This is a genomic window from Sporanaerobacter acetigenes DSM 13106, assembly GCF_900130025.1.
In the GTDB taxonomy this organism is placed as follows: Bacteria; Bacillota; Clostridia; order Tissierellales; family Sporanaerobacteraceae; genus Sporanaerobacter; species Sporanaerobacter acetigenes.
The window spans coordinates 114,334-128,934 of sequence record NZ_FQXR01000006.1; the positions used below are offsets into that span (position 1 = coordinate 114,334).

The 14,601-nt window shown below is 32.3% G+C and carries 16 protein-coding genes and 1 tRNA gene; all 17 read right to left on the minus strand.

The features are described 5' to 3' along the window. Positions 1-76 precede the first annotated feature (76 nt). Positions 77-1,357, minus strand: coding sequence for an ATP-dependent Clp protease ATP-binding subunit ClpX (gene clpX, locus BUA21_RS07595; protein ID WP_072744213.1), 1,281 nt, complete (start codon positions 1,355-1,357; stop codon positions 77-79). Between the two features lie 19 nt (positions 1,358-1,376). Beyond that, a complete protein-coding gene (clpP, locus tag BUA21_RS07600; protein WP_072744214.1) occupies positions 1,377-1,961 on the minus strand; it encodes an ATP-dependent Clp endopeptidase proteolytic subunit ClpP in 585 nt (194 codons plus the stop codon). A 26-nt stretch (positions 1,962-1,987) separates the two neighbouring features. Further along, positions 1,988-3,277, minus strand: coding sequence for a trigger factor (tig, locus tag BUA21_RS07605; RefSeq protein WP_072744215.1), 1,290 nt, complete (start codon positions 3,275-3,277; stop codon positions 1,988-1,990). A gap of 163 nt (positions 3,278-3,440) precedes the next feature. Next, positions 3,441-3,524: transfer RNA gene (locus BUA21_RS07610), tRNA-Leu, on the minus strand. A gap of 140 nt (positions 3,525-3,664) precedes the next feature. Then, complete coding sequence (locus tag BUA21_RS07615) at positions 3,665-3,874, minus strand: hypothetical protein (protein ID WP_072744216.1); 210 nt, start codon at positions 3,872-3,874, stop codon at positions 3,665-3,667. Then, entirely contained in the window at positions 3,864-4,835 is a 972-nt protein-coding gene (locus BUA21_RS07620) for an ABC transporter ATP-binding protein (RefSeq protein ID WP_072744217.1), read from the minus strand. The genes BUA21_RS07615 and BUA21_RS07620 overlap by 11 nt, the downstream gene beginning before the upstream one ends. Further along, complete coding sequence (locus BUA21_RS07625) at positions 4,835-5,812, minus strand: ABC transporter ATP-binding protein (protein ID WP_072744218.1); 978 nt, start codon at positions 5,810-5,812, stop codon at positions 4,835-4,837. Before BUA21_RS07625 ends, BUA21_RS07620 begins: the two co-directional genes overlap by 1 nt. A 15-nt stretch (positions 5,813-5,827) precedes the next feature. Next, positions 5,828-6,787, minus strand: a complete 960-nt coding sequence (opp4C, locus tag BUA21_RS07630) for an oligopeptide ABC transporter permease (RefSeq protein WP_234973691.1) — start codon at positions 6,785-6,787, stop codon at positions 5,828-5,830. Positions 6,788-6,804: 17 nt separating this feature from the next. Further along, positions 6,805-7,767 (minus strand): ABC transporter permease, encoded by a 963-nt coding sequence (locus BUA21_RS07635; RefSeq protein ID WP_072744219.1) that lies wholly within the window; start codon positions 7,765-7,767, stop codon positions 6,805-6,807. Between the two features lie 104 nt (positions 7,768-7,871). Continuing rightward, entirely contained in the window at positions 7,872-9,575 is a 1,704-nt protein-coding gene (locus BUA21_RS07640) for a peptide-binding protein (RefSeq protein WP_072744220.1), read from the minus strand. Between the two features lie 570 nt (positions 9,576-10,145). Continuing rightward, positions 10,146-11,231, minus strand: coding sequence for a tRNA 2-thiouridine(34) synthase MnmA (gene mnmA, locus BUA21_RS07645; RefSeq protein ID WP_234973692.1), 1,086 nt, complete (start codon positions 11,229-11,231; stop codon positions 10,146-10,148). A gap of 105 nt (positions 11,232-11,336) precedes the next feature. Then, positions 11,337-12,188 carry an HDOD domain-containing protein gene (locus BUA21_RS07650; RefSeq protein ID WP_072744222.1) on the minus strand — a complete coding sequence of 284 codons (852 nt, stop codon included), beginning with the start codon at positions 12,186-12,188 and terminating at the stop codon, positions 11,337-11,339. 481 nt (positions 12,189-12,669) lie between these two features. Further along, positions 12,670-12,858, minus strand: a complete 189-nt coding sequence (locus tag BUA21_RS07660; RefSeq protein WP_072744223.1) for a ferredoxin — start codon at positions 12,856-12,858, stop codon at positions 12,670-12,672. 19 nt (positions 12,859-12,877) lie between these two features. Beyond that, positions 12,878-13,219, minus strand: coding sequence for a cupin domain-containing protein (locus BUA21_RS07665; protein WP_072744224.1), 342 nt, complete (start codon positions 13,217-13,219; stop codon positions 12,878-12,880). 152 nt (positions 13,220-13,371) lie between these two features. After that, positions 13,372-13,740 carry an iron-sulfur cluster assembly scaffold protein gene (locus BUA21_RS07670; protein ID WP_072744225.1) on the minus strand — a complete coding sequence of 123 codons (369 nt, stop codon included), beginning with the start codon at positions 13,738-13,740 and terminating at the stop codon, positions 13,372-13,374. Positions 13,741-13,751: 11 nt separating this feature from the next. Beyond that, the gene (locus BUA21_RS07675; RefSeq protein WP_072744226.1) at positions 13,752-14,204 is read right to left on the minus strand and encodes a DUF134 domain-containing protein; all 453 of its coding nucleotides are present in this window, start codon (positions 14,202-14,204) and stop codon (positions 13,752-13,754) included. 16 nt (positions 14,205-14,220) lie between these two features. Further along, entirely contained in the window at positions 14,221-14,577 is a 357-nt protein-coding gene (locus tag BUA21_RS07680; protein WP_072744227.1) for a NifB/NifX family molybdenum-iron cluster-binding protein, read from the minus strand. Positions 14,578-14,601: the final 24 nt, after the last annotated feature.

The following is a 14,601-nucleotide window of genomic DNA, read 5'->3' on the forward strand; positions in this document are numbered from 1 at the left end:
ATTTATCATTGAGTATTTCCAATTTTAATATTTTCATTTATTATCAACAAAAAAGACTCACTAATATGTGAGCCCATTAAGATGCTGATTCTTTTTTGCCTGATTTCTTCGCCCTACTTTTTTTCTTCATATCAGAAATAACCAAAGTAGGTTCATTTCCATTCAAAATAGTTTCCCTTGTAATAATACATTTTTCTACATCATCTCTTGATGGAATTTCATACATAATATCTAACATAGTTTCTTCTATTATACTTCTAAGCCCTCTAGCACCTGTTTTTCTTTCTATAGCTTTTTGTGCAATTAGCTCTAATGCACCATCTTCAAATTCAAGTTCTACATCATCTATAGCAAATAGCTCTTTATATTGCTTAACCAATGAATTCTTAGGCTCAGTGAGTATTTTTACAAGGGCATCTTCATCTAATTCTTCTAATGTAACCATGACAGGTAATCTTCCTACGAATTCTGGAATCAAACCAAATTTCAGTAAATCTTCAGGTTGAACCTGTTTCAAAAGTTCTCCTATATTTGAATTATCCTTACTTTGAATATCTGCCCCAAAACCTATAACTTTTTTACTAATTCTACTTTGAATTATCTTATCAAGCCCATCAAAAGCTCCTCCAACTATAAATAATATATTTGTTGTATCTACTTGGATAAACTCCTGATGCGGATGTTTTCTGCCACCTTGTGGCGGTACATTAGCTACAGTACCTTCCAATATTTTTAATAATGCTTGTTGAACACCTTCTCCACTGACATCTCTTGTTATAGATGGATTTTCTGTTTTTCTTGCTATTTTATCTATTTCATCTATATATACAATGCCTTTTTCTGCTCTCTCTATGTCATAATCTGCAGCTTGTATTAGCTTAAGAATAATATTTTCTACATCCTCGCCAACATAACCTGCTTCTGTCAGAGAAGTGGCATCTGCTATCGCAAAAGGTACGTTCAAAATCTTTGCCAATGTTTGAGCTAACAATGTTTTCCCTGAACCTGTTGGTCCAATCATTATTATATTGCTCTTTTGCAATTCTATATCACTATTTCTAGAATTTGTACTATTTATTCTTTTGTAGTGATTATATACTGCCACAGCTAATGCTCTTTTTGCTCTCTCCTGTTTAATCACATAATCATCAAGAGTATTTTTTATCTTTATAGGCTTTGGTAACTCATCTATTTCATATTCAAAACTGTCTTCAAATTCTTCATCTATTATTTCTTGACACAATTCTATACATTCATCACAAATGTAAACATTGGGTCCAGCAATAAGCCTTCTAACTTGATCTTGAGGTTTCCCGCAAAAAGAACATCTAAGCTGCTTATCATCAAATCTTGCCATTATGACACCTCACTTAATGTTATTTTCTGAATTCTATTACTTCATCTATTATACCATACTTTTTAGCTTCTTCAGCAGACATAAAAAAATCTCTGTCTGTATCATGAGCGATTTTATCGTAAGGTTGACCAGTTCTCTCACTTAATATCCTATTTATTTGTTCTCTAGTTTTTACAATTCTTTCAGCATGAATCCTGATATCTTCTGCTTGACCTTGCATACCACCTAGTGGTTGATGTATCATTATTTCTGCATTTGGCAGTGCAAATCTCTTACCTTTTTCCCCTGCAGCAAGCAAAAATGCACCCATACTTGCTGCCATTCCTATGCATATAGTTGAAACATCTGGTTTTATATATTGAATTGTATCATAAATGGCAAATCCAGAAGTTATAGAACCACCTGGGCTATTTATATAAAGCTGAATGTCTTTATCAGGATCTTCTGCTTCTAAAAATAGCAACTGTGCAACTACCAAATTGGCAGTTATATCATTTACTTCTTCGCCAAGAAATATTATTCTTTCTTTTAGTAGCCTAGAGTAAATATCGTAAGATCTTTCTCCTCTATTGTTTTGCTCGACTACAATTGGAACTAAAGCCATATCATACCCCTCCTACTCAATGCTTATTAAATAAATTTAGCATTTGACATTAAAAATTCAATTGTCTTATCTCTCATTATACCCTCTTTAAGGTATTCTAAATCTCCCAATTTCATATCTTGTTTGAACTTTTCTACATCTTCATGGTTATACTCTACTGCCATTCTTTCTAATTCCTTGTCAAGGTCTTCATCTGAAGCTTGAATATTTTCAGCTTTTGCTACTGCTTCAAGTACTAAGTCACTTTTAACTCTATTTTCAGCATTTGGTCTTATTTGCTCTTTTAAGTCTTCTATACTACTATTTGTAAGCTCAAAATACCTATCAATTGAAAGTCCTTGCAATCTCAATCTATAGTCAAATTCTCCTATCTCATTTTGAATTTGATTATCTATCATAACTTGTGGAATATCAACTTCAGATGATTCTACAAGTGCTTTTATAACACTAGTTTCTCTTTCCATTTCTTCTTTATTTTTTGCTTCTTTTTCTAGTCTTTCTCTTATACTATTTTTAAATTCCTCTAATGTGTCATATTCGCTGACATCTTTTGCAAACTCATCGTCAAGAACTGGAAATTCTTTTTCTTTAATATCATTGATAGTTACTTTAAAAAGAGCTTCTTCTCCCTTTAGATTTTCCTCAAAATAATCTTCAGGGAATGTTACCTTTACATCAACTAAATCTCCCTTTTTCTTTCCAATAAGTTGTTCTTCAAATCCAGGAATAAATCTCCCTGCACCTATTTCTAATTCTTGATTTTCTGCTGAACCACCTTCGAACTTTTCTTCCCCTAAGTATCCTTCAAAATTAATATTTAAAACATCTTTTTCTTTTGCTTCTCTGTCTGAGGCATCTACAAGTCTATAATTCATATCTCTAATATTTTTTAACTCTTCTTCAACATCTTCATCTGTAACATTATACTCTACTTTTTCTACTTCTATACTCTTGTACTCACCCAATTTAACTTCAGGTTTTATAGTTACTTCAACTTTAAATATAACAGGTTTGCCACTTTCAAGTTGTTCAATATCTACATCTGGAGTATCTACTGGTTCAAGAGACAATTCTTTTATCGCTTCTTCATATGCATCTGGTAATATAATATTTAATGCTTCTTCATAAAATACACCTTCACCATAATTCATTTCAATTATTTTTCTTGGTGCTTTACCTTTTCTAAATCCAGGTATATTGAATCTACTTCTGTTTTTTAGATATGCTTTTTGAACTGCTTCTTGAAATTTATCTTCACCTATCTCAATTGTAAAGGTAGCTTTGTTGTTTTCTTTTTTTTCTAAAACAGAGTTCATCTATCTTTTCCTCCTCGTTATCTTTTTATTTATTTCCCATATAGCTAACTCATTATACCATAAAATTATATCATATAAAATATGTATATCAAATGCATCTTTAATTAAATATTCTTATATTATGTATTATGAAAAAAACCAATGGAACAACCACTGGTTTTTATGGTGCGGGAAAGAGGACTTGAACCCCCACGTCAATGACACTAGATCCTAAGTCTAGCGCGTCTGCCAATTCCGCCACTCCCGCATATAAAGCTTTAAACTACTTTATTATTATAACATTTATATATTAGTTGTCAATAATTTTTTTTGTTTTTTAGAAAAAAGAGCTGCAATATATTTTGCAACTCTATTTTTCATAAATTTCTGCTATATCTAAAGTGATATTTACTTCATAAAATACGTAGTAAACAAGTACGTAAAAAGTGCAAAAACTCCTACTCCAATTAGCATTATCGGTAACAATATTTGAAATGCTGCAATTATCATTGCTAAAATATCTGTCTTTGTAAATTCAAAAGGTTCTTCTTCATTTTTTTTATCTACTGATCTTTTTATTTCTTCTTCTCTTTCTCTAATAGATTGCCTATTTGGCAAAGTGGCACGCCACAAAATGTTCTCCTCCTAAATTTCTAAATTCTGGTGCTTGTTCCTTGCAAATATCTTTTGCATACATACAACGTGTGTGGAACTTACATCCAGATGGTGGATTTGCAGGACTTGGTATGTCACCTTTTAGTATAATCCTATTTATTTTCTTTGTTGGGTCTGGCACTGGTATTGCTGATAGTAATGCTTGAGTATAAGGATGTTTTGGATTGTCAAATAGTGACTTTTTATCAGCTAATTCTACTAGTGTTCCCAAATACATTACTCCTATCCTATGGCTTATATATTTAACTACACCTAAATCATGAGATATAAATAAATAGGATATTTTACGTTCATGTTGTAAATCATTCAATAAGTTTATAACTTGTGATTGAATAGAAACGTCAAGGGCAGAAACTGGCTCATCAGCAACTATAAATGATGGATTCAATGCCAATGCTCTTGCAATTCCTATACGTTGACGTTGTCCTCCTGAAAATTCGTGAGGATATCTATTTATATGATATTTTGCAAGACCACATTTAGTTATTACTTCTACTACATAATCATCAAGTTCTTTTCCTTTTTTGTATATTCCATGTTCAACTAATGATTCTCCTACTATTTCAGAAACTGTCATTCTAGGATTTAATGAGCTGTATGGGTCCTGAAATACTATCTGCATTTCTCTTCTAAGTTTTTTCATTTCATCTTTTGAAGCATTTAAAACATCTTGTCCCTTATAGGTAACGGTACCTTCAGTAGCATCTAACAATCTCAATATTGTTCTCCCAGTAGTAGATTTTCCACATCCAGATTCTCCTACAAGTCCTAATGTTTCTCCCTCTTTTATATAAAGTGAAACACCATCAACAGCTTTTACATCTCCTACTCTTCTTCTAAAAGCACCTTTATATATTGGAAAATATTTTTTTAAATTTTGAGCTTCTAATATTACTTCACTCATTATTTAGTCACCTCCTCTGCTCTAAAGCAGCTGACTTTGTGCCCAGGTGCTATTTCCCTTAAACTTGGCTGACCTTTTCTACATTCATCTGTTGCAAATTTGCATCTTGGATGAAAATAGCAGCCTTTTGGCAAATACAATGGATTTGGTACTGAACCACTAATACTTTCAAGTCTCTTGCCTTCTTCAATAAGAGAAGGTATTGAATTCATTAGACCTATTGTATAAGGATGTCTAGGATTTTTAAACAATTCATCAACAGGGGCATCCTCCACTATTTTTCCTGAATACATAACTACTACGTGATCAGACATCTCAGCTACTACACCAAGATCGTGGGTAATAAGCATTATGGATGTATTTAATTTACTTTTTAAGTCATTCATAAGTTCAAGTATTTGCGCTTGAATAGTCACGTCTAAAGCAGTTGTAGGCTCATCGGCAATTAAGAGTTTTGGTTGACATGAAACTGCCATAGCTATCATGACTCTCTGTCTCATTCCTCCTGAAAGTTGATGTGGATACTCATCAACTATTTTTTCTGCTCTAGGTATTCCTACAAGTTTTAACATCTCAATAGCTTTGTTTTTAGCTTCAGATTCATCTAAGTTTTGATGAAGCATCAATGCTTCCATGATTTGAAATCCAACAGTAAATACTGGATTTAAAGAGGTCATAGGTTCTTGAAATATCATTGAGATATCGTTTCCACGAATATGCCTTATTTGTTCATCAGAAACTTTAGTCAAATCTTCACCATTAAACATTATTTTCCCACTAACTATTCTTCCTGGAGGATCAGGTATTAGACGTAATATTGACATAGCTGTTATACTCTTGCCACAACCAGATTCTCCTACAATTCCTATAGTTTTTCCAGCTTCTACTGAAAAGTTAACACCATCAACAGCTTTAACTACTCCATCATCAGTATAAAAGTAGGTTTTCAAATCTTGTACTTCTAACAGATTTCCCATATTTCTATCCTCCTATCATTTAGACTTAGGGTCAATTGCATCTCTTAGTCCATCACCAAACAAGTTGATACTCATTACTGCAAAGAATATAGCAACTCCTGGTGGCAACCATAACCAAACACGATTCTTCAACACATAGATGTCCCTAGCATTTTGAACCAAGTTGCCCCAAGTAGGAACAGGTGGTGTCACCCCAAGACCAAGGAAAGATAGTCCTGCTTCACTCATTATGGCTCCAGCCATTCCTAGTGTAGCACTAACTATTATATATCCCAATGTATTTGGAATTAAATGTTTCCATATGATCCTACTATCTCTGATACCTAAAGCTTTTGCAGCTTGTATAAATTCTTGTTCTCTAAGGGATAGTATTTGCCCTCTGATCATTCTGGCAAGTCCACCCCAACTCAACAAACCTATTATAAACATCATTATATACATTCTCTTTTCGGGTGCTACTTCTGGCCCTATAACTGCTGAAATAGTAATAGCTATTGGTAAAAATGGAAATGCCATGAATATTTCAACTATTCTCATGAGTAAGTTATCTACCCATCCGCCATAGTATCCAGCAAGACCACCAACAAGTGCACCTATTAGTATCTCAATTATTACGGCAAAAAGTCCAACCTTCATTGAAACTCTTCCACCATATAATATTCTAGTCAAATAATCCCTGCCAAGCTCATCCGTTCCCAATAAATGTGTTTTAGATGGTGCTTGATTTACCTGCGAAAAATCCATTGCATATGGATCATAAGGTGTTAGTACTGGTGCAAGCAATGCAAGGAGCACCATAATAATAAAGATTATCATACCCGTTACTGCTACCTTGTTCTTTTTAAACTTCCTTTTAACCAGCTTCCAAGGAGTAAGTATTACTTGTTCTTCTTCTTTTGCATCTTTATTATCTAAATTGTTGTTCTTATTGGGAGCTTTGTTTTCAGTTTTATTTTTCATGCTTTTTTCAGTCACTTAATACCCTCCTTTCCCTATTCAACCTTAATTCTTGGATCTACTAAGGCATAGCCAATATCAGCTAACAAGTTCCCAAGTAAAGTTAGTAAAGCAAAGAACATATTCAATGCCATAATCAAGTTATAATCTCTTGCACTAATAGCATCCATCATAACATTCCCAATTCCAGGCCATACGAATGTAGTCTCTAATATAACCGCTCCAGAAAAAAGTCCTGGAATCCAAAATCCTATAATGGTCATTATTGGTATAAGAGCATTTCTGAATGCATGTTTGTATATTACAACTTTTTCTGAAAGACCTTTTGATCTTGCAGTACGAATATAATCTTGATTTATTACTTCAAGCATACTTGTCCTTGTATATCTAACTAAACTTGCCATACTTCCTATAACTAATACAAGAGCCGGTAAAAATATATGATGCATTACATCTTTTATATGAGCCCAGCCAGCAGCATTTTTCCCAGGAGTAACCATACCATTTATAGGAAAAGCATTCAATTTAACTGAGAATATATAGATTAGCAACAATCCAAAGAAAAATGATGGCATAGATATACCTATGATTGAAAATACTGTCCAGAAATTATCTGTTTTCGAATACTGTTTTACAGCACAAATTATCCCAATAGGAATTGAAATCAAAAATGCCAATATAAAATCTACAATATTTAAAAGAAAACTATTCCAAATAAAATTTGGTACAACATCGCTGACAGGTTTCTTATATATATAAGAATCACCAAAATCGCCTTTTACTGATCTTGTTAGCCAATTCCAATATTGAACAGGCAGTGGCTTGTCCAATCCAAGTCTAGCACGTTCTGCAGCTCTCTGTTCTGCTGTTGCTTTAGGATCTAGATTTGTTCCAACGGGATCTCCTGGAGCCATTTTTACTATTCCAAATATAACTATTGATATGATGAGTATTACTGGTATCATGTGCAATAATCTTCTTAATATATACTTTAGCATAGTTTCCCTCCTTTAATGCTCTAAAGTTTACCCTTATACAATGTAAACCCGGCAACACCAACCGGGTTTACACTGTATAATTTTTTTCATTGATCTCTTGAAAATTATTGTGCTAATTCAACATTTAATAGAACATCTCTACTTGTCCAATCTTGGAATGGTGAAGTGTCAAAGTTTTGAACACGTTCATTTATTGCATCCCATGATAAGTTTTGAGTTAAGAACATATATGGTAATTCCTCATTCATAAGTTGACACCATTCTTGATAAATTTCAGCACGTTTATTTTGATCAAATTCTTTTCTTCCTGCTTCTAGTAACTTGTCATTTTCTTCATTTATAAATCCTACTGCATTAAATCCTCCTGGAACAGCCATTGAACTGTGGAACAATTCAAAAGCATCAGGATCTATACTTAATGACCAAGCCATATTGTACATATCAAATTCTTGTTTATCATATACTTTTTCAGATAATGCACCAAATTCCATCAAGTTTGGCTCTACTTTAACACCAATCTTTTCCCAGTCAGCTTTTAACATTGGAATTAAACTTTCAACATATTTACTATCTGTATAAGTATCCCATACAAAGGATAGCTTCATACCATCTTTTTCTCTAATTCCATCTGCTCCTGGTTTCCATCCAGCTTCTTCTAAAAGAGCTATAGCTTTGTCAGGATCATATGGATATTCGTTTATATCAGTTGTATATGCCCATGATACTTGAGATACTGGCACATTACATACTTGAGCATTTCCTCCATAGTATACATCAACAAATTGTTGTCTATTAAATCCATAAGTCAATGCTTGACGTACTCTCTTGTCAGCAAGTCTTGGATCTCTTAAATTCCATCCCATATATGAGTATCCATTGTCAGGATATTCATTAATATTTATAAATCCTGTTCCATCAATTATTTCTTTGTTTTCTGTTTTTGGTGGAACTCTAAGTTGAACATCTATTGTTCCCTTTTCAAGTTCTGACATTTGAGTTTCTACAGTAGTAAACTTCATTATTAAATGTGAAACCTTTGGAGCACCTAAAAAGTAATTTGGATTAGCTTCAAATTCTACATATTGTTTTGGTTCAAATTTTTTCAAAATATATGGACCTGAACCAATCGGGTCTGACATTTTTTGTTTAAGAGAAGCAGTATCTCCTTTTTCAAAATCATAGATATGTTTTGGTAAAATTCCCATACCACAGTCCCAAATATTTGTTGCCAATGCTTCTTGGAATTCAAAAGCTACTGTATAATCATCAATAACTTTAACTCCTGCAAGTTCTTTTGCATCGCCTTCATTGTATTCTTTATATCCTACTAGATTCATTGCATATGAACTACGTGGTCCATCATAAGTTGGATCAGCTAAAAATTCATAAGTAAATTTAACGTCTTCTGCTGTAAGAGTTTCTCCATCAGTATACTTAACATCGTCTCTCAAATGGAATGTATACGTCTTGTGATCCTCTGATATTTCCCAATCTTTTGCTACAGATGGAGTTGGGTTTCCTTCTTTATCATTACCAAAAAGACCATCAAAAACTAAATCTGCTACATATGAATCATAAACTTCAGATGAATACCCTGGCAAAAAATCACCTTTTGCTTCATGAGTACCAACTACTAATGTGTCTGCTGCTCCATCTCTGCTTCTTGCAGGATTGTTTGAAGCCTCTTTTTCTTCTACTTTCCCTTCTCCTTCTGTGCCAGCAGGTGCTTCATTTTTGTCACCACATCCTGATAGTACTAATGAAAATACTAGTACTAGAGAAAGTAAAAGTGCTAACTTTCTTTTCATTTGACATACTCCCCCTTTTTTGTTTTTATACTTTTTGGTATTTATTAATTTAATGTATTATACCATCCAACAACAATTGATGTCAATGGATAAGTAAGGTATAACACATTATAAGCAAATTTACAAAATAATTAATTATGTATTTTGACGCATGATTATGCATTAATCTTCAACCAATTCTATTTGAATTATTTAACTATGCTCATCTGACATATTATTATAAATTGATGTGATACCATCTACTTATTAATAAATTTATAAAAAAAATAAAAATTTGATTATTCAAATTAATCTTCAAACTATATTGTACATCCTTTCCAATAATTTTGCATCACTTTTTCAATTATTTATTATAATCCAATTTTATAAATTGTTCAAAGTATTGCAAAAATAATGAATAATTCAAGATTCTACAAAAATATAAATTATATTATTATGTTTATTTAAAACTAAATAGTCAAGCTTTCAATTTGTAAACGTTTGCATATTTATGAATAAATATAGAGGCAAACTTAAGCTTATTAATTTTTTGTAAATCTTAGTTAAATGTTTTTTAACAAAAATTATATCCTATATTTCTTTTATTATGCCACCACCAACCACTATATCTCCATCATAAAAAACTATTGATTGACCCTTAGTTATAGCTCTTTGAGGCTCTTTGAACTCTACTAAAACTCCATTTTTATAAGGCTTTGCAACCATTTCAGCTTCCCTCATACCATATCTTATTTTAGCAGTTCCATTTATTTCACAAGGTATATTGGCATAAGGAATAATGTTTATATCTTCCGCATATAGTTTATTTTTAAATATTTCCTCCTCATCTCCCAACACAACTAAATTCTTCTCGGGAATAATATTTTGTACAAACACTCTTTTCCCTAGTGCTATACCCAATCCCTTTCTCTGTCCAATAGTATAATTCACTATTCCATTGTGTTTGCCTAAAATATTCCCATTTTTATCAACAAAATAACCAGGTTTTACTTTATCTGGCCTTCTTTCACTGATAAATCTCCCATGATCATTGTCCGGTATAAAGCATATTTCTTCACTATCTGGTTTGTCGTGGACATTTAATCCAATATCTTCTGCTATTTCTCTTATTTTTTCTTTTGTATAGCTACCCAAAGGCATAAGAGTATGTTCCAATTGATACTGTGTCATATTATAAAGAACATAAGTCTGATCTTTTTTTGCATCCATTGATCTTTTCATAATATATCGTCCGAAATCTTCATTCCATTCTATTTTTGCATAATGACCTGTTGCTATATAATCAGCTCCTAATCCTTTTGCCTTTCTTAAAAATTCATCAAATTTTATAAATTTGTTGCAAGCAATACATGGATTTGGAGTCCTTCCTTGCAAATATTCTTCTACAAAATAATTTATTACTTTTCTTTCAAAAACATCTTTAAAATTCATCACATAAAAAGGAATGTCCAATTTTTCAGCTACTCTTCTCGCATCTTCTACAGAAGATAGACTACAACATCCACCTTCTCTTTCATCAAACTCCTTATCTCTAGGAATCACACTCATAGTAACTCCTATTACATCATATCCTTCTTGCTTCAACAGATAAGCAGCAACTGAACTGTCTACTCCACCACTCATTCCTAAGACAACTTTCTTCTTCAAAAATTCCACCTACCTTATATTATACTAACTATATTATATCATAATTATATCCATTCTAAAGTTTCTTATAAAATCTTGAAACATAAAAAAGGTTCCAATTTGGAACCTTTTTAGCTAAAGAATATTAAAATTATCTTCATCTATCAATAAATCAGATATTTCTGAAATGATACTCTCTACTTGATTGATATCCATGTTTAAAGTATCTAATGCAAACTGGGAAAAATTATAGCCCATGCCATCCACTCCAAGTCCAACTCCCATCATCATAGTTATAGCATCTGCTATATGTACAATTGATACCAATTCAGGATTTTCTTCTGCCGTTTCTGGAGTATGATGATATTCTATTGTCTCCACCAAATCCTTTGGAAAATTCCATTTCTCAGCAACTTTACCACCTACTTGTGCATGGTCAAAACCAAAAAGTTCTCTTTCTGCATCTAAAAAAGATTTGCCCTCTGTTTCCACCATTCCAACTATTTTTTCATATTCACTTTCTACATAATGATTTAATATGGTTTTCCCAATGTCTCTAAGTAAACCAGCTATGTAGGCTTGCTCTGGATCTTGCTTACCAGTATTTTTGGCAATATATCTAGATATAATAGCACAAGTCTGAGATTGATTCCATAATTCATTTTTTTCAAGGGCATAGCCCTTGAGTTCACCTATGAGAAATTTATTGACAGTAGAAGCTAATGCAATGCTCTTTATAGTTTGAAATCCTAGCAATATCGTAGCTTTTGAAACTGTATTTATTTTCCTAGCATAACCATAATGAGTAGAGTTAGCTAACTTAAGAACTTTAGAAGTCAAACTTTGATCTTTGAGTATTTCTCTTTCTAAATCTTCCACTGTAGAATCTGGATCTTCAACAATTTTTATTATCTTGTTCATTCGCTCTGGCAAAACAGGCATTTCGTTTACTTGTCTCACTATACTATCTAATGTAATCTCATTCATATCCAACTCTCCATTATATAAATATTCTTTATATGATTATACCCTTTTTCATGTCATTTTCCCATAGACTAAAAGACTTATTTTGCTATTTTGACATTCACAACAAAAGAAGTCACAGTATAAAGTAATTTTGCACTTTATGCCGTGACTTCTTAAATATTATTTTTTAATGTTTTACAAATACAACGTTTATTGCCTTCACAAGAGCATCAACTTGATCTCCTTTTTGAAAACCTGCTTCTTCTAAACTATCTGTCGTCATCACGGACGTAAACCTCATAGAGCCATCAGCTCAAGTACCTCGCATCTTCACCAAAGACATTACACCATCGGCTTTAATGTCTTCAATTTGTCCAGTAATTTTATTTCTAACACCAGCATCCATATTTATACCTCCTGTATTATCTATTGATTTTATTTATATAATCTCTATATATTATTAGTTTTATCTATAGAGATATTAAATATGTATACAAATTAATTATTCTACTGTAATTGCTTCTACTGGACAGCTTTCTTCAGCTTCTTTAGCGCTATCTACTATATCTTCTGGTATTTCAACGTTCTTTGCTACAGCCTTTCCATCATCATCCATTTCAAATATTTCTGGACAAAGACTAGGACATAGCCCACAACCTATACAAGTATCTTTATCTACAAAACCTTTCATGACAACACTTCCTTTCTTCTCATAATTCAAATACTACAATCAAAAGCATTTTAAACTGTTCTTTTGCAAACAATGCATGAGGAATACCAGCAGGCATCACAATGGTTTCTCCTTTTTTTACACCGAACTTTTCTTCACCTACTGTGATTTCAGCTTCTCCATCAAGTATAAATACTAGTGCATCTCCACTGGATGAATGAGAACTAATTTCTTCACCCTTATCGAAGGCAAACAATGTAATACTTAAAGGTTTTCCTTGTGCTAATGTTCTACTTATAACCTGCCCTTTTTGATATTCAACAAGAGTTTCCATTTCCAACACCTTTGAGAAATCCATGTTTTTTATAAAATGTTCTACCATATGCATACCTCCCATAATTATTATTCTTAATGCTATAATATAGTTTATTCATAAAAATATCGGTAACTAATGTTACAATACCCAATTTTATATTTTTGTATCAAAAAAGGACATTGCTTTTGCCAATATCCTTTTTTGATACAAAACCTTTTTTATTTGTTTTTTTCAAGATAATCCCTTATTGCATTTCTAAGTGCCTGAACTCCTAAGTTTGAACAGTGTTGTTTTTCTATAGGAAGTCCATCCAATGCTTCAACTATATCTTCGTCTTCTATTTTTAAAGCCTCTTCTATAGTTTTCCCTTTTGCAAGAACTGTAGTCATACTACTTGTAGCAACTGAAGCAGTACAACCAAATACTAAAAAACTTATATCTTCAATTATATTATCTTTGACTTTTATATAAATAGTCAAAAAATCACCACAATTAGGATCTCCATAAGTCCCTTCACCATCTGCATCAACCATAGTTCCCACATTTCTTGGAGACATAAAATGTTCAATGACTTTATCCGAATACATTTCCTCACATCCTATTTCTGATTGTCATCCTCTCTTTTACACCATTTGTTACAAAAACCATTTTTTTTGCTGCACATAACATTCCTAGAACCACAAATAGGACAATTGTTTTTATCTCGTTCAAAATTCACTTGATAGACGCCACCACAATCCATACATTTGAATTTACAGTGATTAGTAATATAATATCCTCCACCTATTCTTAAAGCTTTGCCTTCAGTCAAAGCTTTAGCAACTTTTTCCCTTGCACTGTCTATTATGTTCTGGAAAGTTTGCCTTGATACATGCATTTTTTCAGCACATTCTTCTTGATTCAATTTCTCTATATCTTTAAGTCTCATAGCCTCAAGTTCTTCTACATTTAAAACTATTTCTTCTATTTCGCATTTGGCTTTTCCCCAAGGTATAAAATATGTGTTTTCTGGAAAAAACTCTACTCTTCTAAACTTTGTTGGTCTTGGCATTTTTCTTCCCTTCTATTTACTCATTGCAATTTCCTTCATGCTCATGTTCTGTACAAACACTTCCTGTTGATTTAAGTTCCCCTATTAAATATTTTTCAATTACATCATCACATATTCCTTGAGCTCCTACTACAACTTCTATCCCATTTTCATTGAATAAATCCTGGGCAGTTTCTCCCATTCCACCTGCTATTATCACATTAGCACCTTGATCTTTTAAAAATACAGGAAGAAACCCTGGTCTATGACCTGGATTTGGAGTGAAATTTTTGTTTAATACCTTCTTGTCTTCAACTTCATAAATTGTAAATCCTTCACAATGTCCAAAATGTCCACTTACATGTTTTCCTTCGCTTGCAATTGCTATTTTCATTTTTTATTCCTCCTCAAATATTAT